Here is a 20,842-nt window from a genome sequence, read left to right on the forward strand (position 1 = left end):
CCGCCTACTGCCAGGTCAGACCTGCCCGGCGTCCGTCCGGCCGACGTGTAGGCCGGACGCCCTTCGCCCTGTCTCCCCGTACCGGCGGAAGCCGCGTCGGACCCGTGTAGTGGTGGCGTGTGGACCGTGGGGCGATTTCGATGCCGTACCGGAGCAGTGGCCAGAGCTTGAGAGACTGACGAGATGGATATCGTTCGCAGGAACAACGTCACCGCCACCGGCAACCCGCAGGGGCGCACGGTGGTGCTGGCCCATGGCTTCGGATGTGACCAGAACATGTGGCGGCTGACGGTCCCTGCGCTGGACGAGGACTATCGGGTCGTGTTGTTCGACTACGTGGGTTCGGGCCGCTCGGAACCGTCCGCGTTCTCGAAGGACCGTTACTCCTCCCTGGACGGCTACGCCCGCGATGTGGTGGAGGTGTGCGAAGCACTCGACCTGCGCGATGCGGTGTTCGTGGGGCATTCCGTCAGCGCGATGATCGGGGTGCTCGCCGCCGGCATGGCTCCCGAGCGGCTCGGTGCCCTGGTGATGGTTGCCCCGTCTCCCCGCTACATCGACGACGACGGCTACCGGGGCGGCTTCAGCGCCGAAGACATCGATGAACTGCTGGCCTCCCTGGAGTCCAACTATCTCGGCTGGTCGGCGGCGATGGCTCCGCTCATCATGGGCAACGCCGAGCGTCCGGAGCTCGGTGAGGAACTGAAGAACAGCTTCTGCGCCACCGACCCCGAGATGGCGCAGGTCTTCGCCCGCACCACGTTTCTGTCGGACTCCAGGGACGACCTGAGGAAGGTGGCGATGCCGACGCTGGTGCTGGAATGCACCCAGGACGTCATCGCGCCGCGGGAGGTCGGCGCCTTCGTCCACCGGGCGATCCCCGGCTCGCAGCTGGTCACCCTGGATGCGACCGGACACTGCCCCCACCTGTCCGCGCCCAAAGCCACCAATGAGGCAATCCTGAAGTTCTTGGCGACTTTGCCGTGATGTGCCGCATCGGGCAGCAGCCCGACCCACACGAGGCCGGCGACGAGAAGGCGTCGAATGCGACGTTCGCCGCGCTCCTGGAGGACAGTGCCGAGGAACTGTACGAGTCCGCGCCGTGCGGATATCTGTCCACACTGATGGACGGCACCATCGCCAAGGTCAACACGACGCTGCTGGGCTGGCTCGGCCTGCAACGCGAGACGGTGGTGGGCCGGATGAGGTTCACCGACCTGCTGACCGTGGGCGGCAAGCTGTACCACGAGACCCACTTCGCGCCGCTGCTGCGGATGCAGGGCGAGATCAGCGGAATCGCCCTGGACCTCAAGCAGACAAGCGGCGGCCGGCTACCCGCGCTGGTCTCCTCGGTGGTCAAGCACGGAAGCGTGGGCGAGCCGCTGCTGATACGCACGACCGTCTTCGACGCCCGCGACCGCCGCGCCTACGAAGAGGAGCTCCTGCGCGGCCGGAAGGCGGCCGAGGAGGCGCGTAAGCAAGCGGAGAGCGACCGCGCCCGACTGCAGGACGCCCTCGCCGTGCTCCAGCAGTCGCTGCTGCCCGACACCTTGCCGCAGGTTCCGGGACTGGAGACGTCCGTCTACTACCACACTGCTTCTCCCGACCGGCTCGGCGGCGACTTCTACGACGTCTTCCCCGTCGACGGCAAACGCTTCGCGTTCTTCCTCGGCGACGTGTGCGGCAAGGGTCCCCAGGCCGCCGCGCTGACCTCACTGACCCGCTACACCCTGCGCGCCGCCGCCCTGCACGACCCCGATCCGGTCGCCGCTCTGACCACACTCAACAAGGTGCTCCACGAGCGCTATTCGGGCAGCGGCGACCCGCGCTACTGCACCACGATCTTCGGCACCCTCGAGGCCGACCCCGCAACGGGACAGACAACCGTCCACCTCGCCTCGGGCGGCCACCCGCCGGCCTTGGTCCTGCGCGCCGACGGCACGGCCGACTACCTGCCCACACCCGGCGGCCTCCTCGTCGGAATCCTGCCCGAGGCCCGCTTCACCGCGGCCACCACCGTCCTCACCCAGGGGGACACCCTCCTGCTCTACACCGACGGCCTCACCGAAGCACGCACCGGGAAGGACCGCACCAGCCTCTACGGGGACGACGGCCTGCTCGCCTTTGCCACCAGCCACGCCGGCAAACCACCACACGCCGTCGTCCAGGCCCTGACCAGCCTGCTCGACAGCTTCGGCAACGGCCTCGACGACGACACCGCCCTGCTCGCCCTCGGCGTCCCCGCCTCCAACCCTGAGACCAGAAACGACGAATGAGCCCACTGACGATCACCACCCGAGACGCCAAGACCGGTCCCGTTTGGGAGATCAGCGGCGAACTCGACTACACCACCGCACCCGAGCTGTGCGAACAACTCACCACCCTGGCGCTGCGACCGGGCCAGCGCCTCGTCCTGGACCTGACCGGCATGGACTTCTGCGACTCCAGCGGCATCAGCGCCCTGATCGCCGCCCGCAACCACGCCCACGCCAAACAAGCCGACGTCGCACTCGCCGCAGTCCCCGCTCACACGCTGCGCGTTCTCCGCATCGTCGGCCTCGATCAGATATTCCCGCTCTACCCCGACAGCGCCACCGCCATCAGCTGACGAGTCGGCCGCAGGAACAGCGAATCATCCTCGAACTGCGACTCGTGACTCTCCCAGGCTGATCTCTCACAGGGCGGAGCGCCTCCGGCTACGGGGGCTGGTGCGGGTGTGCTGGTGTGGAGGGGGCTGTCTGTGCGACGCTCGAAGGGCAACCAGCCTGGTCTGGTGGGAGGCCCCGCGCCGTTCTTGAAGGTCATTTCGCGGTGACCGGGACGCGGTGCGGGTTGTCTCGCTCGGCTGTATGCGGCCCCATGCCGCGTGCTTGATGCCCTCCATCTCGGAGGGCATGATGGGCTCGACCCCGGATTCGAGGGGCGAACCGTGAACGCTTTGACCGTGGTGACACGGCAGCAACCCGACCGCACTGTGATCATCGTGAACGGGGAGATGGACCTGCAGAGCTGCCCGGCCGTGGCCGAAGCGACCTCCATCATCCCGCTGGCCGGCAAGATGCTGTATCTGGATCTGTCGGCAGTTCCCTTCATGGACTCCAGCGGCCTGAACCTGCTGATCCAGTTGCGCCGCCGTCTTCACGCCGAAGGCGGCCGCCTTGCCGTCGCCGGGCTGCAGACCCAACCGGCACGCCTGCTGCAGCTGACCCAGGCCGACGAGCTGTTCATCGTGATACCCGCCGGTGCGGACGGCTCCGACGCAGCACTGACCGCTTGACCGGCCAAGGAATGCCATGTGGCCCGGTGCCCGTCCACCCTGCCGTAGCGGAGTTGAAGCCCGGCGAACGGTGCGGGTCGCGCCTCCAGCAGCGTGCTCGTTCACGTCTCGGTCTTCTGGCAAGCCGCGCGGTGACAGGGCGCAGCCCGCTGCATGACGCAGGGGGCTGCGCCGGACGGTGACGTGCTCAGTCTGTGGTGAGCAGGCCTTGGCGCAGCCGCGTCAGGCAGCGCGAGAGCAGTCGGGAGACGTGCATCTGGGGGACAAATCCACCAGCTCCAGCCCAGTGTCCTCGGTGCCGATGAAGTCCTGCAGCGCGGCTTCTTCGCCGTCCTCGCTGCCGCCGGTCGTGGCATTCAGGGAGGAAGAGTTGTAGCCGTTGGCGACCAGGCGCGCCTCCCGGACCTCGTCCTCGGGCAGGCTCATCAGCTCCGTTGGCTACCCCTAATCCGTCGATGATTCCGGTCTGACCGTCGGCGCCCAGGTGCTCGATGACCTAGGTGAGGTTGCGTAGCCGAACGCCCGGCGCGACGGTGCAGCCGCACTTCGCCGATGGCGCGGGTGATGGTGGGACGGTCCACCCCGAACCAACAGGACAGCACGTCATGTGTGGTGCCGTGGCGCGAATCCGCCGGCGCAGCCAGTCGGTTGACGAAGACGAGCAGCATCGTGCTCCAGCGGTGCTCTCGTCCAGGCTCAAGGCGCCGGCAGCCGAAGGAAACGGTAAGGGCCCGGCTGCTGCCGGGCCCTTAGTTGGTAGCGGGGGCGGGATTTGAACCACGCGACCTCTGGGTTATGAGCCCAGCGAGCTACCGACCTGCTCCACCCCGCGTCGGTGACATCACCGTACGCCACATGCGCGACGCCTGCAGGGATTTACCGCACCGCTCGCACCATCTGGCCTTTGCACGATCGGCGCCCTTGCTATCGCCGATCACATCGCCAGGCACTGCCCCTGAGCGCACCCGGCAAACGGCGTACGACATACGAAAATTCGACCGCACCGGGCGAAAAGGTCCTGGGCGTTGCAACAATCGGCGTGCCGAGCACGGAGCCCAAGGAAGGTGACCGATGGTTCAGCGTAGCGCGCTCATCCTGGCAACCAGCGAGTATCAAGATCCAGGACTGCGACGGCTGTCAACGCCCACCTCGGATGCCAGCGGTGTTTCCGACGTGCTCGCCGACCCGACGATCGGCGCCTTCGACGTTCAAGCCGTCGTGGATCCGTCAGCAGCCGTGGCACGTCGTGCACTTGACCGCTTCTTCGCTGACCGCGGCCGGGACGATGTGCTGCTGCTCTACATCACCGGCCATGGCCTGAAGGACGAAGGGGGGCAGCTTCACTTCGCCGTCGTCGACACGGAACTCGGCCTTCTTCCCTCCACCTCGATCTCGGCGCAGTTCGTCAGTGACCTCATGAGGCGGTGTCGGTCCCGGGCCATCGTGCTCATCCTCGACTGCTGTTACAGCGGCGCCTTCCCTCGGGGCATGACGCCACGATCCACCGACACCGTAGGTATCGGCCATCACTTGAGTGGGCGCGGGCGGGTCATCATCACCTCCAGCAGCGCGATGGAGTACGCCTTCGAGGGCACAGAGCTGACCGACGACCATGCAGCACCGCTGTCGGTCTTCTCCAACGCCTTCGTCACTGGTTTGCGAACCGGCGAAGCCGACCTTGATCAGGACGGCTGGGTCACCGAAGACGACCTCTTCAACTACGTCCGTGCCCAGGTGCGCGCAGTCACCTCCCACCAGTCACCGTCCAAGTGGGCGGAGACGACGGGCCCCATTGTCATCGCGCGGAACCCCAGGCCCATCTCCCCGCTTCCTCCCCAGCTCACCACGGCCATCATTGATCCGAGCCCCGTCACGCGGCTCGATGCCATCCAAGAACTCTCGCGCCTGCTGACCGGGGCCCCGGCGCAAGCCGGCGCGGCACGGCATGCGCTGCACGAGCTGACGAACGACCCCAGCGTCCAGGTTGCGACGGCAGCGACCGGCGCGCTCGCAGACGCGCCCGCACGCTCACCACAGGACCCCGAACCTGCCGTTCCGGAGACCGTCGTCCCAGACGCCCTCGGCGAGCCGGACGACGCGTACACCCCGGAAGCGACCGCAAGCAACGACTACTGGACGACTGGAGACGACCTGGGCTACGGGCCATACGCAATCGCGATCTCCGAATTCATCCAGCACGAGGACACCACGCCGCCACTGACCATCGGCGTCAAGGGCCCTTGGGGCGCCGGGAAGACGTCCCTGATGAGGATGGTCCAGGACCGACTGGATCCACCTGTGGAGGGCGGCGCCCCGGTCGGCGGGACACCGCGCCGATGGGTACGGCTCAGCCCGCCCTCCCGGCGGAAGCTGGCCCGCGTACGGTTAAGTCGGCACCGTGCCACTCGAGACCAGGCCACGGTCACCAATCGCAACGTCCTACGCATGCTGCGCACGGCGGCGTCGGCGCCACGCGAGCAGACAGCCGAAAGCCTGCGGATCGATGACGCGGAGTTGCATGCCGACTGGCGGCCCACGGTGTGGTTCAACCCGTGGATGCATCAGAATGGTGAGCAGATTTGGGCCGGTCTCGCCCACGAGATCATCTCGCAGGTCACCGCTCGGATGCGTCCGGCAGACCGGGAGTCGTTCTGGCTCGAGCTGAACCTGCGCCGCGTCGATGCCGACCTTCTGCGGCGCCGGATCCACCGAGCGTTGCTGGACCGGCTGGTCCCGCTGGCGATCGGGCTGGTGATCGCGGGCCTCGCCGCTGCCGTCGCATTCCTCGCTCATTCCTTCGTTCCCGGCGCCTCTGACGGACTCAACCAGGCGGGCAAGGCACTTCTTGGCGGCGGCGCCGCAGTGGCCGCGCTCGCGGGCATGGCGCGGACCGCGGCGTTCTGGCGCGAACGTGTTGCCGGCTCGTTGACCAAGCTTGTCCATCAGCCGGACTACACACAGACATGGAAGCAACTCACCGCCGGTCTGGTCCGCGACCCCGGCCATCGAGACCGCCTCGGGCTGCTCTACCTGACGCAGACCGACATGCGGCAGGTCCTGGATCTGGTGGCCAGCAAGGACCGACCCGTCGTGGTCTTCGTCGACGACCTTGACCGATGCGCGCCGAGTGCTGTCGCCCAGGTCATCGAGGCGATCAACCTGTTCCTGGCCGGGCAGTTCCCCAACTGCATCTTCGTCGTGGCAATGGAACCGGAGATGGTCGCAGCCCACATCGAGGTGGCCTACGGATCACTCGTGGAGGCATTGACCGGCGAGGACTACTGGGGAGAGGCGGGCAAACTCGGCTGGCGATTCCTCGACAAGATCATTCAACTGCCCGTCAGCCTCCCGTCTCTGCACCCCGATCAAGCAAGCCAGTTCCTCGGCACGGCACTGGTGGGCAACTCTTCCTGGACATCGCGCGCGGCCGTCGACCGAGAGGCAGACAGCGACACGGCAGCCTGGATCGAAGAGGCGATCCGGCAAAGACAGCCCTCTCTGCAGGACATCTCGCAGGCGGCCGCCTCCGCCCAACAACAGGCAGGTGGAGACGATCCCGCGGCGACGGGCTTCAGCCCCGAGACCCAGCAGGCCATGCGGCGAGAACTGAGGCGACGACTACGCCCCGACAACCCCGAGGTGCAGCGCATCGTGGCGACGGTCGCCGGGCGGCTGACCGGAAACCCCCGAGAGATCAAGCGCTTCGTCAACGTCTTCCGTTTCTACGCCGTCATCCGGCAGGAGCGTGTGGCAGCCGGGCTTCCGGCCCCTGACACCCTGACAGCGATCGCGAAACTCGCCGTGCTCGCCGTACGATGGCCACATCTACGCGCCGCCCTCGGCCGGCAGATCGGCCCGACCGAACGCGACACCGTCCTCGCCCTGCTGGAAGCACCGATCGCCGAATTGCCCGAGGAAGCAGGTTGGTCCGCTCGGCGTGAGGCGCTGCAAACCGTACTCTCCGACGCGCAGATCCCAGACAGATTGCGCGAGTGCCTCCTGGCCTCAGAGGATCTTTGCCAGCTACTCGCAACGCCTCCGTCGATCGGCACGGCGGCTGCAGGCTATCTCTGACGCAGCAATGTGTCGGTACTGGACAGCAGCCGGGCCATCGGTGTCACAGGACCGACAGTTGGGCAACAGTGGGGGGATGTCGTCGACCGACCAGGGACAGCGTCCGTGCGACGTCGTTGATGATCGTCGTCGGCCGCCGGCTGAGCCTCCTGGCGCTCCGGACCCTGAGGCACCAGAACAGCGTGTTTCAGCACGAGCGAAGCCCTCCCGGCGATTGAGGCCGGCTAGATCTTGTGGCCTTTCACCAGGACCGACAAGGAGCCGTCGGGTCTCACCCAGCGCAGCTTCCTGATGCCGTCGTAACCGCCTCCGGTCAGGAAGAGCGCCAGCCCGGCCACGAACGAAACGAAGACGGCGGCGAAAAGACCGCCAACCAGCAGCACGCTCGGTGACTGCTCCGGTTTTCCCTCGTCGACCGGCTTGGCGCCGTAGTGGAACAGCATCGGCAGCCACACGACCAGCGACCACAGCAGCAGCGCGCCCACGCGCCGGTATGCGCGCTGCTTCGTTCGCGCCTTGCGCACACTCTCCACTGTCACGGACAGGACGCGTCTGCACCGCGGACACTCGACCTTGATCGAGGTCTGGCCCGTCTCAGGACGTACGAAGCCGGGCGACGCGATGGTGTGGAGCTGCCATTTCGACGTGACGAGGTTTCCGCGAACCTTGGCGTCGATGAGGCAACCGAGCCCCAGCCGGTACTGTCGCTCGATCTCCGGCGCGTTCTTCACGCTCTCCCCCTTCTCAGCAGGCACGCGGGAGCTGACGCGCCCCTCGTACGGATCAGGAGTGTGACGCACATGATCCGATCGTCACCACCCTTACGGAACAATGAGCCGTTTTCATCCTCTGCAGCGGTCGGTCTCGAGGTGGCCGCCGATGTGCCAGCGTCCGCCCGCAGGGGGCCCCTTGAACGGCATGCATCGCCGGCCCCTCCAGTGCTGTGACCGCATGAGGTCACCGGGTTCGGCCTTGTCCTAGGATCCGTTGGCTATGGGGGGATCTTTTCGTGACCGGTGGCGCCTGACTCGTGCCGTTGCCGTGGCGCTGGCCGCACTGGCCGTGATCGTGTTACTGGGCGTCGTGCTCCTGGTTCTTCCCGGGCTGATGGTCGACCACGACCTCGCAGGTGGCCACCTCGCTGCAGCGGACCGGCTGAACGCGGTGAACAACGTGCGCACCACGCTTCTGCAGACGGTCGGCGGTGCGGTCGTCCTGTTCGGCGCCTATGCCACGTGGCGGCAGCTGCGCGTCAGCCAGGACGGGCTGAACGCAACCCGAGAGGGGAACATCACCGATCGCTTCAGCCGGGCCGTGGATCAGCTCGGCAGTGACAGGCTGGACGTGCGGATCGGAGGCATCTACGCACTGTGGCGGATCGCGGATCATTCCGACCGCGACCGCGAGGCGGTCGTCTCCATCATGGCGGCGTATCTGCGGACGCACCTGCCCTGGCCGCCGCAGGAACCCGCAGTTCCGGCGGCGGACTTGTCCATCAACTCGGTGCCCCCGTTGGAGACCCGCGCCGCGGACGCTCAGACGGCGCTGACCTGCCTCGGGGTCCTGTACCAGGAACGCCGCCCGGAGTGGCTCAACGTCAGCCTGATCGCACCTCGATTCTCCACCGGGTTCGGTGTCTGCAGGCGGACTTGCGCGGCGCACGCCTGGTCAAAGCCGACTTGAGGTCGGCGGACTTCTCCCGTGCGGACCTGCGGGAGGCGAACCTGCGCAAGGCCCGTGCCCTCGGCGCCGTGTTCGCCGGCGCGGACCTGCGCTTGGCCGACCTACGGGGCTGCGACCTCACCGACGCAGATCTGCGAGAGGCGAGGCTGGAAGGCGCGCTGGCGAGCGACCTTACGATCTGGCCGGCCGGCTTCGACGCTCACACAGCAGGCGTCGTTGTCACCGCGGACCCTGGCGTCGAACCGGACATTCTGCTTCCGGCTGCCGCGCTCGCGAGGCCAGTCCCGCTGCTGCAATCAGAGCCGAGGCGTGGTCCGTCAGCGTCGGCGAATTGAGCGATCAGGCTGCGCAGTCGATGGGCCGTCCGCCCGAGCGGATGCCCTTCTCGCCGCCGATGCGGGCGCGTTCCCTGCGCTGGGCGGTGAACACGTCGGGGTGACGGCGCTGGCGTAGCGCCGACGCAGGTAGTGGTGCAGGGCCTGGGACTGCGCGGGATGGCTGGGGCGGTTCGAGCTCGCCAGGGTGAGCTGCCGCAGCCGACCGCAGTGCGCCTCGATCGGGTTGGCTCAGAGGCGTAGGTCGGGGTGAAGCACGGTTCGACCGGCGCGGTGCCGCGGCGCAGGCGCCGGCCCGTCGGCGCGGACCTGTCCGGCGAGCGCAGCCGGTCGGCTCACACCGCGCCAGTGGGTCAGCAGGACCACCAGCATCAGATCAACAAGATCACCGACGGACACTCGATTCCTGGCCTGACTCGGCGCCCGGGAATCGTTGCGCGCCAGACGGTCCGGATATGAAATACCTGCGGTGATACCCGCCTGTTCGCACCCGCTTGTTCGTACCCACCTGTTCCTGCCCGTCAGTTCTCACGGGAGCGTCGCGGATCACCACGGCAGCCGGCTGAAAACGCTGGCCAATGATTACATCTTCGACAGTTGAATCTTTTGTCGATTTTCTCTCACGACGGCGGGTGCCGGCCCACGGACGCTCAGGCCGTCGAGAGGCACCCGTGATGACCGGGAAGCCGCTGACCTGCGCAAACCGGTCGGCGAGGGCGCGGCTACGGATCTCTTACGCTTCCCGAAAGGCCTCCAGGCAGCGGGAAAACCCTCACTGGTACCCGCAAACCTGCTTTCCATGGCACACGTTCCGTCACTTTCGGCTGCATCCACCCGGGAAAAGGTGCAGAGTTCACTTCCCCCGCGCTACGTCACCCCCTCCATGCACTGTTGTGATGATCTGATGGCTGCCCCTAGGGTGACTTACCGAATTGGTCGTCCGCGGATCCGGAACCGCGGTGAGAAACGGGCCGATTCGAACAGGTGCCTGTGCCAACGTTTCCTTCACCCGACTGACACGGCGGCAGTTGACGTCGTCGTGAACGAAAGGATGTGTGGCCATGACGTACGAGCGTCCGACCCTCAGCAAGGCCGGCGGTTTCCGCAAGACGACGGGCCTGGCCGGCGGTACCGCCAAGGACCTCCTCGGCGGTCACCAGCTCATCTGACCACGAGGCGACCGGGCCCTGCCCTCCTCCCTCCGGAGTGAGTGAGCGGGGCCCGTCCATGGCGGCGGAGGGCGGTCACCGACTGCCCTCCGCCGCTCCGCCCGGCCCGGCCCGTCCTTCCGCCGCGTCCGCGGGCACGCCCATCGACCGGAGGTACGTGAATCCATGAACAGCTCCGCGCTGCCCGCCGTGGTGCCCGCCTGGTTCGTGGTGCTGCCCGATACCGACGAAGCAGCAGCCGTGGCGTCCAGGGCTCTGCCGCACGCCACCGAGACCCACACGCACGTCTCGGGCCGGCCGTGGCTGATGGGGCGCTGGGATCCTCGGGAGCTGACGGTCGGCGAGTGCGGCGGGGTGCGCCTGGCGGTGCTGGGTGAGCACGCCGTCACCGCCGAGGAAGCCGCCCGCGCGGCGGCCGCGGCCAGCGATCCGGCTTCCCTCGACCGCTACGCCCGTTCCTGGCACGGCAGTTACCATCTCCTGGCCAGTCTGCACGGCCGAGTACGTGCCCAGGGCACGGTGACCGGTGTCCGCTCCGTGTTCCATGGCGGGGCGCACCGTGTCCACCTGGCGGCCGACCGGGCCGACGTCCTGGCCGACCTGATCGGGGCACCCCTCGACGAGGGCCGGCTCGCGCTCCAGATGCTCAGTCTGGGCGTGCTCCACCCGCTGTCGGCGCGACCCGTGTGGCGCGGAGTGGAAGCCCTGCCCGGCCACGACTACCTGGTTCTGGAACGCGACGGTCGGGCGCACCGGAAGCGCTGGTGGTGGCTGCCGCGTCGCGACGTGCCGTTGGCCGAGGGCGCGGCGATGCTGCGGGACGAGCTGCGCCGGGCCGTCGAGGTCCGTGTCCGGGACCGGGACGTGGTCACGGCCGATCTGGGCGGCCTGGACTCCACCGCCGTGGTGTGCACCGCGGTGGCTGCCGGAGCCAAGGTCGTCGCCTACACCGCGGCCACCCACGACCCGCGCGGCGATGACGTCCACTGGGCCCGCCGCACGGTCGAGGAGCTGTCGTCGGCAGACGGCGCCGGGCGGATCGAGCACCACATCGTTCCCGCCGACGATTTCCCGCTCACCTTCGACGGTGTGGACGCGCTGACCGACGTACTGGACGCCCCGTCGCTGTACGCCGTGGACCGCAACCGACGGATGAGCCTGCTCCACCTGGCCGCGGATCGGGGATCCACCGTCCACCTGAACGGCTTCGGCGGTGACGAGCTGCTGGCGGGCGCCTCCGCCCGCGTCCACGACCTGCTGCTGCGCCACCCGCGCACCGCCGTCCGCCACGCCCGCGGATACCTGGCCAAGTACCGCTGGTCGCGGCGGCGAGCCGTACGCCAGTTGCTGGACCGGCGGCCGTACGGGGCATGGCTGGAGCAGATCGCGACCGACCTGACCGACCCGCTGCCCTCGCTGGAGGAGCCGTTGTTCCAGTGGTGCTCGCCCGCCAGGATGCCGCCGTGGGCCACCGCGGACGCCGTCGATGCGGTGCGCGCGCTCATCCGGCAGGAGGCCGCAGTGGCGAGGCCACTGGGCCCCGGGCACGGAGAGCACCGCGAACTGGCCACGATGCAGGCAGTGTCACGGTTCGCCAGGCACCTCAACCAGATGACACGTCAGCGTGGCCTCCTCTTCGCCTCCCCCTTCTACGACGACCGTGTGGTGGAAGCCGGCCTGGCGGTGCGCCCGGAGGAACGGGTGACTCCGTGGCGGTACAAGCCGCTCGTGGTGGAGGCCATGCGCGGCGTCGTCCCCGAGGCCAGCCGCACCCGGGCCACCAAGGCCAACGCCACGCTGGAGGAGGAGGTCGGGCTGCGGCGGCACCGGGAAGCCTTGCTGGCGCTGTGCGAGGACTCGCGGCTGGCCGGGCTGGGACTGATCGACGCGGACGTGTGGCGGGCCTGGTGCTCCGGTCCGGTGTCGGCGGAGCTGGAGAACGTCCTCCTCCACCCGACCGTCGGCTGCGAGGCGTGGCTGCGTACCCGGGAGACTCTGCACCGCCCCGCGGACGGCTGACGCCCGCGCCGCTACGCGCCACTGTTCACGTGCCCCGGCGGCGCGGACGCGACCGCGCCGATACCGCTGCGGCACGCCCGTCAACCCCTGCCCACTGGCAGACACCCCTCGCTACGGAGGTTGTCCGATGAAACTGCAACTGCGCGGCGGCATCCTGATGGCCGAGACCGAGTACGGCCTTGCCCTGCTGGACGAGAAGAGCGGCGAGTACTGGACCCTCAATCCCAGCGCCGCCGTCGTCCTGGAGACGATGCTGGCGGGCCGGGACGCACAAGACGCGGTGCACGCCCTCACCGAGCGGTACGACGTCAGCAACAGCCTCGCCGAGCAGGACGTGGACCGCATCCTCACGGAACTCCGGTCGGCCGGGCTCGTCAACGAGAACTGACGGGCGAAGCGGCCGGCGCCCGAGGAGCCGGAGCGCCCCCTCACCACGCCCGTACGTGCAGAGAGGAAAGCCCCATGTCGACACCCGAAGCGGTGCCCTACCGGCCTCGTTCCGTACCCCTGCCCACCCGGTTGGCGGCCCGCCTCGCCGTGGGGTGCGCCCACCTGCTGGCGACCTTGCCGCCCGCCCGGATACGCACCCTGTTGCGCCAGGTGCGCCGTGGCGCACGGCCGGCCTCGGTGGCGCAGACCGCGGCCGCCCTGGACACCGTCCTGGCCGTGAGCCTGACCGCCGGTGGCCGCAAGGGGTGCCTGCCCAGGTCGTTGGCGACCGTTCTGCTGTGCCGGATGCGCGGCCAGTGGCCCACCTGGTGCGTGGGGGTGCGCAGGCAGCCTCCGTTCACCGCCCACGCCTGGGTGGAGGCGGATTCCCAGCTGGTCGGCGAGGACTGCCCCGCCGACTACTTCCAGCGCTTCTTCGCGGTCGACTGACCCATGGCCGGACTGCCGCCCACCACTGCGCGTCCCGGCACCGCGACGACCGTCCACACCACCTCGACGGACCCGGGAGGCGCGGCACGGTCCGGCGCGCCGGCCGCCGTCGCCGGAGCCGGACGCGCCGCTTCCCGGACGCGCGCCCTGAGGGAACCGTCCGGCTACCGGGCGCTGGCGGCCTCGCTCCGGCCCCACCGTCGTACCGGCCTCGCCGGGACGCTGCTGGGACTGGTCGGCAGCACCCTCGGCCTGGCCCAGCCACTGGCCGCCAAGCGGTTGATCGACGACCTGGGCTCGGGGCGCACAGCCGCCGGTCCGGTCCTGCTCCTGGCCGCGCTCCTGCTCGGGGCTGCTGTGTTCTCCGCCCTGGGCCAGTACGTCCTGAACCGCACCGCCGAGTCCGTCGTGTGTTCCGCCCGGCGGCGGATCACCGGGCGCCTGCTCCGGCTGACGGTGCCCGAGCTGGACCGGCACGAACCGGGTGAGCTGATCAGCCGCGCCACCTCCGACACCATGCTGCTGCGGCAAGCCGCCACCCAGTCAGCGGCGCCCGCCGTCACCGGCGTCGTCATGCTGGTCGTGACACTGGTGTTGATGGGCCTCGTCGACCCGGTCCTGCTCTGCGTCACGCTCGCCGTCGTGGCGGTGCTGGGAACGGTCGTGGGGGTGGCGGCACCGGCCATCGGGCGTGCCACCCGGCAGGCGCAGGAATCGGTCGGCGAGATCGGCGCGGCTCTGGAGCGGACCCTGGGGGCGGTGCGCGCGGTCAAGGCTGCCGGGGCCGAGCAGCGGGAGGCGGCTGCACTGGACCGCATGGCGCAGGACGCCCGTCGCACCGGAGTACGCGCCGCCGGGTGGCAGGCCGTGTCGGCGGCCGCGTCCGCCGTCGCCGGGCAGGCATCCTTCCTCGCGGTACTCGGCGTGGGCGGTGCCCGGGTCGCCTCCGGAACGATCAGCGTGTCCACCCTGGTCGCCTTCCTGCTGTACCTGTTCGCGCTGGCCCCGAGGATCAGCCAGCTCGTCGAGGCCGTGGGGCAGCTCCAGGTCGGCGCGGCCGCCGCACTGCGCATCGAGGCGATCGGGCAGATGGACACGGAGACGGCCGCTCCCACCGTCCCCGGCACACCGCCCGCAAACGCCGCGGAGGCCGCCGAGCGGTCTGCGCGGCCGGCGGCCACGGTGCGCTTCGAACGGGTGGGCTTCCGTTACCAGCCCGGGCTGCCCGCCGTGCATCGCAGCGTCTCCTTCACCGTGCCCGCCCGGGGGATGACCGCCCTGGTGGGCCCCTCCGGCGCGGGAAAGACCACCACCTTCTCCCTCCTCGAGCGTTTCTACGACCCGGACACCGGCCGCATCCTCCTGGACGGGCGCGACCTGCGGCAGTGGCCCCTGGCCGAACTGCGCGCGGCCATCGGGTACGTCGAGCAGGACGCGCCCGTCCTGTCCGGCACCCTGCGCCAGAACCTGACCCTGGGCGCACCGCACACCACGGAGGAGGAGCTTCAGGAGACACTGCGCCGCACCCGGCTGAGCTCTGTGGTCGCCCGTCTTCCGCAGGGACTGGACACCCTGGTCGGCCACCGGGGCAGCCGGCTCTCCGGGGGCGAGCGCCAGCGCGTGGCCATCGCCCGGGCCCTGCTGCGCCGCCCTCGGCTGCTCCTTCTGGACGAGGCCACGTCGCAGTTGGACGCCGACAACGAGGCGGCACTGCGGGAGACCGTGGCGGAGGCGGCGCGGGACATCACCGTGCTGGTGGTGGCGCACCGGCTGTCCACCGTCACCACGGCCGACCGCATCGTCGTCATGGAGGCGGGCCGGGTCCGGGCCGTGGGCACCCACGCGGAACTCCTCGAGACCGACTCCCTCTACCGCGGCCTGGCCACGACCCAGATGCTCACCCCTGGAGCGACGCCCGCAGACCCGGATGCCTAGGGACTGTTGCCCCGTGGGACGGCGACGCGGAGTCTGTATTGCGCAGGACATCCTCGAGCAGGTCTACGCCCACACGCCCAAGCTCCGAGGGCACATCGACTACCACGAACTCGCCACCCCGCTGTCCGCCGAACCGTTCAGCGCCTGGAGCGGCGGCTCGTTGTACGGCATCAATGTCGACAGCAACTTCGTGCTGCGTCACCAGGACTGGCTGCGGCGAAAGGAGCCGTGCCCCCTCACGGCGGGCATGCGCGCAGGACCTCCGGGCCGCCGCCGGGCGCCACAGACCGAGGAGAGTCGAAACCGGTCCGCTCCGACGGAACGTCGGCCGGATGGCGTGCCGGTCCCCCGTACATCCTCGTGTTCGTTCCGGGCGCACTGTCATTTCGCGCTGGGCAGCACGCTGATCGCGCGGGTCTCCTCCACGAGGCCGCGGGAGCCCCCGCCATGGCCTGGCCATCGAGGTACAGCGAAGCACTGACGGCCCGGACAGTGGAAAGTCCCGCGCTGCCCTTCCGGGAAATCGTGGAATGCCCGCAAACCCCTCCGTCCTCATTCACCCCGCGCGACCCGCGGTGCACGCACCTGCTGTTACGATCCGGCTCCGTGTCCTAGCATGCCTGACATGACGTCATCTCCGGTCACTCACTCGATCGACGGTATCGTCTTCGACTGGTCCGGCGTGTTGGCCGATGAGATCGAGGCTGTGGCCAGAGCCCACGCAAGTGCGATCGCCGCTTTGGGAGGACGTCCGCTCACAGCCGAACAGTGGAAGTCCGGAATTCTTGACGACTGGCGGCAGCTGTACCTGGATCAGGGGGTCCCGGCGCATTCCATGCGGCAGGCACCCGACGCATTCGCCGCGTACTTCGAAAAGAACCTGCTCAGCGTCCGCCCTGTCGAGGGAGCGGCCGAGGTGTTGCGGGACGTGAGAAAAGCCGGTCTGAAAGTCGCCATTCTCAGCAATCAGCTCGAGCCCTGTCTCCGTTCCTGTATCCGCCACTTCGGGTGGGAGCAGTACTTCGACATTGTCGTGGCCGCCCGGGGTGCCAAGGTTCCCAAGTCCGATCCGGAGGCGCTGTGGGGGATCCTGCGCGACCTGCATCTGGAGCCGGTGCGCACCATGCTGGTAGAGGACATGACACAGGGCATCACCCTGGGCAAAGCCGCCGGACTGGTGACGGTGGGCAAGCCGTCCGTCCTGCGTCAGGACCTCTCGGCCGCGGATTTCCTGGTCGACGACCTCAGGGACGTACTCAAGGTCGTCGAAGGCACCACGGCCGGCCGGCGCCCGAGCGGCGGCACCAACCGCGAGTACCGGGAGGTGTACGAGCGTCGAGAGCGCGAGAAGTCGGCGGGCCGGATAACCAGACTCCCGGACTGGTACCACTCGGAGAACCTCTCCTTCGTCCGCTATCTGCAGCGCGCCGTCGCCGTTGCCGTACCCGCTCCGGCACTCGCCGTCGACGTCGGCTGCGGGAGTTCGTTCCACGCGAGGGCCATGACACGGCTGTTCCACTGCCCCGTGCTGCGCATCGACCTCACCCAGGCGGCGTTGAGGCGGGGGTCCGCGCTGTCCGGCGGGCTTCCCGGGCCGGCCTCGGTCCAGGCGGACGCCGCACGTCTGCCCTTGAGGGACGCCACCAGTGGCCTCACCCTCTGCGCGGAACTCCTGGAGCACGTCCCCGATCCCAACGCCGTGCTCGCCGAACTGGCCCGGATCACCCGCCCCGGAGGCCTGCTCGTGCTCACTGTCCCCAACAGCGTCGAGGCGACCTGGCCGCCGTTCCGCGGCATCCAGCGCAAGAGCTTCTCGGCCGGACACATCCGGGAATACACCGTAGACGCTCTGACCGAGGAGGCCGAGCGGGCCGGCTTCCACCGGGTCTACGCGGGCAGCCGCTGGTTCCTTTTCTACTGGCTGGCCTTCGGCGTCGAGCGCAGCCGTCTCGCGGCCCCGGCCGCCCGGGCCCTGCTGCGCCTGCGATGGCTCTCCCGGCTGACCTGCCGGATCGTCGAAGAGCTGACACTTCTGGAGACACGGGTGCTGGGGGGCCGCAGTCGTCGCGGGATAGGCATATTCCTGATCGCAAGAAAGGAAGCCTGTTCCGTCTGCGGGTGACCACAACGGGGGGAAACATGTCGCTGGAAGTCGTCGTGCCGGTGATCGTGGGGGTTCTCGGCTTCGTCTATCTGGTGCTCTTCGGGCAGCGATCGGTCGTGGAATGGTATGTGGAAAGGCGCCGGCGCCGCGTAGAACGATCGGAACGCGAGGAAGCGTCCGAACGGCAGATCGATAATCTACCTTCGCCGGACTACGCCGAACTCCTCGGGCGCGAGAGGGAAATGGACCGGATCATCTCCGTTCTCCGTCCCTACCCCCATTCTCAGCACGCTGTGGTGGCCCTGGACGGCATCGGGGGAAGCGGGAAATCCGCTCTTGCCCTGGAGGCTGCGCGATACTACGTGGTGAACCATCTCAAGCTCGATCGGAGCGAGAGATTCGACGCTGTCATCTGGGTTTCCGCCAAGGAGAACCTGCTCACGGCGCGGGGCACCCAGAGTCGCCCGTGGCGGCACCGCACGCTGGACGACATCTTCGAGACCATCGCCATCTGCCTGGGCCGCGAGGACATCACACGCGCTCCCGCGGAGCATCGTGTGGAAATCGTCCGCAACGCGCTCAAGCGCCAGCGGACGCTGCTGATCGTGGACAACATGGAGACGATCAACGACGTGAGCGTGGAGTCCTTCCTGAGGGAGCTGCCCGCGCCCACCAAGGCGATCGTCACCACGCGCTACCGCATCGACGTGGCCGTCTCCGTGAGCCTCGGCAACCTTCCGGCGGGAGAGTCCCGCAACCTGCTGCGCCGACTCGTGTCCCCGCCGGTCGACTCCGGCACCGACACGGGCACCGCCGTCGACCGTCTGATCGGTCTGACGGGCGGTCTTCCGCTCGCCATCGTCTGGTCCGCGGCGCGCATCCGGCTGGGCATGACCCTCGACGAGGTGGTCGAGGAACTGTCCTCCGGCCACGACGACCTGACCCGGTACTCGTTCAGCGGCATCCTGGAGCGCGTGGCGGTGCGGCCCGGCCGGGCGGAGGTCATGCACGCCGTCGCCGCTCTGCCCGCCCCGGTCACCCTGGGGCTGACCGCCGGGGCGACGGGCATAGCCGACCAGGAATCCGTCCGTGCGGCGCTCCACGACCTCGTGCGTCTCTCACTTCTGCAACGCCAGGACGCCACCTGGGACATGCATCCGCTGGTGCGCCGGCATCTGACGCCGTCCGACCCGGGTCAGCGCGACGCCATACTCGGGCGTGCGACGCGATACCAGGTGCGGTACCTGAGCCGACTGATCGGTGACGAGCGGACCCAGCACGTGCGAGCCACGCAGTACGCCTCCATCGACCCGGAGTGGCCCAACATCCGTTACCTGATCGCACGGGGCAGTCAGGAAGGCGCCCACGAAGACGTAAGGAGCCTGGTGGGCGGCCTCGGCTACTACCTGCACGCGCGCGGCCTCTGGACCGACGCGGTGTGGGCGTGGGAGACGGGCGCCTCGTCGGCGGAGGAGTGCGGCGACGTGGTGGCCCAGGCCCGGTTCCTCACCTACCTCGGCTACATGGCCTTCTTCATGGGACGGCCGACCCGGGCCACCTATTACCGGCGCCAGGCGGAACGCCTTGTCACCACGGACCCACCCTCCTACCAACTGGGCAGCCTGCTACGGCTGTCCGGCTACCTGGCCCGCGAATCGGGCCACACCGACCAAGCGCTGCGGTATTTCGGCCGGGGGCTGGAGGTCATGAGGGCCTGCGGCAACGTCCACGGCATCTGCCGGCTCCTCAACGACATCGCTGAGACCCGGGCACTGTCGAGCCACACCCAGGAGGCGGAGGCTCTCGCCCAAGAAGCTCTTTCGCGCGCCGACGCCGAGGGCGAGGTGATCGAAAAGGTGCGCTCCATGGGCGTTCTCGCCAACATCGCCCTGGCCGCCGACGACCTGGGTCTGGCCCGCGCCTACGCGACGGAGAGCCGTGACCAGGCACTGGAGTGCGGATGGTGGGAGGACGCCGGGAAGGCGTTCCGCACCCTCGCCCGGACGGAAGCGGCCGCCGGGAACCCTGCCCGGGCCCGCAGCCTGGCCGTCGAAGCCGAGACCTACTTCGACCGCATCGGCAGCGAGCGAGGCATCGCCGAATGCCGCGCCTTCCTGGCCGGCCTGCCCGAGCGCGGCCGACGCCGCATCCTGGGGCTTCGTGTCTGAAGTCCTTCGGTCACGCCGGTTGTCCGGCCGCGTGATCGGCCGGGACGGCAGGCAAGGGCGGGCGGCCGGGGTCTCGGACCGGGTGGTGGTTCTCTGCCGGTGTCAGGCGCCCTTCCCGGCTGTGGGATGCCCGTGGCGTCAGTGATCAGATGATGCTTGCTGCCCGTCCCGTCCCGGTCAACAAGGCCGGTCTTGGCTCCCCCTTCCACGCCCAGATATGGGAGCCGTCAACCCTCGCCCGGGAGATGTCCAGGACGTCCGCGCTGCGGAGCTCGGCGAGGAGGACCTCGTGCAATCGGGGCCACACGCCGGCCTTGGTCCACTCGGACCGGCGGCGCCAGCAGGTCATGTCCGAGCCGAAGCCGAGTTCCTGCGGCAGGTGTTCCCAGGCGATCCTCGTGTGCAGGACGAACAGGATGCCCTGGCACACCAGCCGATCCGGAGTGATCCAACCACCTCGAAAATCATCTCGTTAGGAGTTCTCAGCCCTGGCAGGTCTGTGCGGGTATGGAGAAGACCTGCGAACCGTCACGCGTGATCCGGTAGCACTGCCGGGTAGTCTCTTCCGACACCACGACCGACACTCTCACCGTGCTGCCGGTGCTCGTGACGGCGCTGACCGTGAGGAACCGCCGGTAGGGCGCGAGAGCCCTGCGCACTCCGGCACGGTTCAGCTCCGACGCTTCCAGAGCAGCGACACGCTGGCCGGCTATCCGGGCGCCGCTGCCGATGGAGACAGACGGGCCGCAGGTGTCATACTTCAAGACGGACACCGTCGACGTCCAACTGTGGCCTTTCGCCGGGGTGTAGGTGTATGCGAGGCATCTTTTGACCACGCCCTGGCTCATGCCGAAGAGTGTTCTGGAGCTGTACTCGACCTGTTTGACCACGCTGGCCCTGAACGCGTGACGGGGTGCATCGTAGGAGATCACGGGAGCGCCGGTGTGCTGGTGGATCACAGCTGTGAGAGCGTCCGGATCAGCTGAGTCTGCATCGCCGAGGGCATGTATGGTCTCGTTCTTCGTTCGGCGGAGCTCGTCGTCGAGTGCCGACAAAGCCTGCTGCCGGTGCTCGGCATTGACTTTGTCGGTGTGCCACGACCAGTACCACAACGTGCCGAGTACGGTGCTGAGCACGACGATCAGCACGACCAGGAGGGTCAGACAGCCGGTGGTCATGGCACGCTCCAGCCGTGCCCT

General features: G+C 68.8%; 17 protein-coding genes, 1 tRNA gene and 2 pseudogenes. 14 read left to right on the forward strand and 6 right to left on the reverse strand.

Features of this window, described 5'->3' with window-relative positions:
* Nucleotides 1-183: 183 nt before the first annotated feature.
* The 4 genes from ACZ404_RS34190 to ACZ404_RS34205 all read left to right on the forward strand — a co-directional run bounded on the left by ACZ404_RS34190 (nucleotide 184) and on the right by ACZ404_RS34205 (nucleotide 3,277).
* Nucleotides 184-987, forward strand: coding sequence for an alpha/beta fold hydrolase (locus tag ACZ404_RS34190; protein ID WP_468446798.1), 804 nt, complete (start codon nucleotides 184-186; stop codon nucleotides 985-987).
* Nucleotides 987-2,276, forward strand: coding sequence for a PP2C family protein-serine/threonine phosphatase (locus tag ACZ404_RS34195; protein WP_468446800.1), 1,290 nt, complete (start codon nucleotides 987-989; stop codon nucleotides 2,274-2,276). The genes ACZ404_RS34190 and ACZ404_RS34195 overlap by 1 nt, the downstream gene beginning before the upstream one ends.
* A complete protein-coding gene (locus ACZ404_RS34200) occupies nucleotides 2,273-2,608 on the forward strand; it encodes an STAS domain-containing protein (RefSeq protein WP_468446802.1) in 336 nt (111 codons plus the stop codon). Before ACZ404_RS34195 ends, ACZ404_RS34200 begins: the two co-directional genes overlap by 4 nt.
* Before the next feature lie 321 nt (nucleotides 2,609-2,929).
* Nucleotides 2,930-3,277: an STAS domain-containing protein gene (locus ACZ404_RS34205; RefSeq protein ID WP_468446804.1), complete on the forward strand. Its 348-nt coding sequence runs from the start codon at nucleotides 2,930-2,932 to the stop codon at nucleotides 3,275-3,277.
* Nucleotides 3,278-3,464: 187 nt separating this feature from the next.
* Here ACZ404_RS34205 and ACZ404_RS34210 read toward each other — a convergent pair.
* Nucleotides 3,465-3,712: pseudogene (locus ACZ404_RS34210) on the reverse strand (RNA polymerase sigma factor SigF); the annotation flags it as partial.
* A gap of 319 nt (nucleotides 3,713-4,031) precedes the next feature.
* A tRNA-Met gene (locus ACZ404_RS34215) sits at nucleotides 4,032-4,109 on the reverse strand.
* Nucleotides 4,110-4,348: 239 nt separating this feature from the next.
* Here ACZ404_RS34215 and ACZ404_RS34220 point away from each other — a divergent pair.
* A complete protein-coding gene (locus ACZ404_RS34220; protein WP_468446806.1) occupies nucleotides 4,349-7,351 on the forward strand; it encodes a caspase, EACC1-associated type in 3,003 nt (1,000 codons plus the stop codon).
* A 224-nt stretch (nucleotides 7,352-7,575) separates the two neighbouring features.
* Here the strand turns inward: ACZ404_RS34220 and ACZ404_RS34225 are convergent, their stop codons facing one another.
* Nucleotides 7,576-8,082, reverse strand: a complete 507-nt coding sequence (locus ACZ404_RS34225) for a hypothetical protein (protein ID WP_468446808.1) — start codon at nucleotides 8,080-8,082, stop codon at nucleotides 7,576-7,578.
* 310 nt (nucleotides 8,083-8,392) lie between these two features.
* On the opposite strand from ACZ404_RS34225, the gene ACZ404_RS34230 reads away from it, so the two are divergent.
* A complete protein-coding gene (locus tag ACZ404_RS34230; protein ID WP_468446810.1) occupies nucleotides 8,393-9,034 on the forward strand; it encodes a hypothetical protein in 642 nt (213 codons plus the stop codon).
* Nucleotides 8,938-9,369 carry a pentapeptide repeat-containing protein gene (locus tag ACZ404_RS34235; RefSeq protein ID WP_468446812.1) on the forward strand — a complete coding sequence of 144 codons (432 nt, stop codon included), beginning with the start codon at nucleotides 8,938-8,940 and terminating at the stop codon, nucleotides 9,367-9,369. The genes ACZ404_RS34230 and ACZ404_RS34235 overlap by 97 nt, the downstream gene beginning before the upstream one ends.
* Nucleotides 9,370-9,373: 4 nt before the next feature.
* Here the strand turns inward: ACZ404_RS34235 and ACZ404_RS34240 are convergent.
* Nucleotides 9,374-9,677: pseudogene (locus ACZ404_RS34240) on the reverse strand (IS630 family transposase); the annotation flags it as partial.
* A 753-nt stretch (nucleotides 9,678-10,430) separates the two neighbouring features.
* On the opposite strand from ACZ404_RS34240, the gene ACZ404_RS34245 reads away from it, so the two are divergent.
* The 7 genes from ACZ404_RS34245 (at nucleotide 10,431) to ACZ404_RS34275 (ending at nucleotide 19,643) form a co-directional block, all read left to right on the forward strand.
* The gene (locus ACZ404_RS34245; protein ID WP_358938496.1) at nucleotides 10,431-10,538 is read left to right on the forward strand and encodes a keywimysin-related RiPP; all 108 of its coding nucleotides are present in this window, start codon (nucleotides 10,431-10,433) and stop codon (nucleotides 10,536-10,538) included.
* Nucleotides 10,539-10,703: 165 nt separating this feature from the next.
* On the forward strand, nucleotides 10,704-12,557 hold the full coding sequence (locus tag ACZ404_RS34250) for an asparagine synthase-related protein (protein WP_468446814.1): 1,854 nt from the start codon (nucleotides 10,704-10,706) through the stop codon (nucleotides 12,555-12,557).
* Nucleotides 12,558-12,684: 127 nt separating this feature from the next.
* Nucleotides 12,685-12,945: a lasso peptide biosynthesis PqqD family chaperone gene (locus tag ACZ404_RS34255; protein ID WP_468446816.1), complete on the forward strand. Its 261-nt coding sequence runs from the start codon at nucleotides 12,685-12,687 to the stop codon at nucleotides 12,943-12,945.
* A 74-nt stretch (nucleotides 12,946-13,019) separates the two neighbouring features.
* Complete coding sequence (locus ACZ404_RS34260) at nucleotides 13,020-13,436, forward strand: lasso peptide biosynthesis B2 protein (protein WP_468446818.1); 417 nt, start codon at nucleotides 13,020-13,022, stop codon at nucleotides 13,434-13,436.
* A gap of 3 nt (nucleotides 13,437-13,439) precedes the next feature.
* Nucleotides 13,440-15,371, forward strand: coding sequence for an ABC transporter ATP-binding protein (locus ACZ404_RS34265; protein WP_468446820.1), 1,932 nt, complete (start codon nucleotides 13,440-13,442; stop codon nucleotides 15,369-15,371).
* Between the two features lie 625 nt (nucleotides 15,372-15,996).
* Nucleotides 15,997-17,493 (forward strand): HAD hydrolase-like protein, encoded by a 1,497-nt coding sequence (locus tag ACZ404_RS34270; RefSeq protein WP_468446822.1) that lies wholly within the window; start codon nucleotides 15,997-15,999, stop codon nucleotides 17,491-17,493.
* 17 nt (nucleotides 17,494-17,510) lie between these two features.
* A complete protein-coding gene (locus tag ACZ404_RS34275) occupies nucleotides 17,511-19,643 on the forward strand; it encodes an NB-ARC domain-containing protein (protein WP_468446824.1) in 2,133 nt (710 codons plus the stop codon).
* A 145-nt stretch (nucleotides 19,644-19,788) separates the two neighbouring features.
* On the opposite strand, the gene ACZ404_RS34280 is transcribed toward ACZ404_RS34275, so the two are convergent.
* Nucleotides 19,789-20,091 carry a transposase gene (locus tag ACZ404_RS34280; RefSeq protein WP_468446848.1) on the reverse strand — a complete coding sequence of 101 codons (303 nt, stop codon included), beginning with the start codon at nucleotides 20,089-20,091 and terminating at the stop codon, nucleotides 19,789-19,791.
* Between the two features lie 34 nt (nucleotides 20,092-20,125).
* Nucleotides 20,126-20,821, reverse strand: coding sequence for a hypothetical protein (locus tag ACZ404_RS34285; protein ID WP_468446826.1), 696 nt, complete (start codon nucleotides 20,819-20,821; stop codon nucleotides 20,126-20,128).
* Between the last annotated feature and the right edge of the window lie 21 nt (nucleotides 20,822-20,842).

The sequence above is a fragment of the Streptomyces sp. NPDC030798 genome (genome assembly GCF_055572275.1).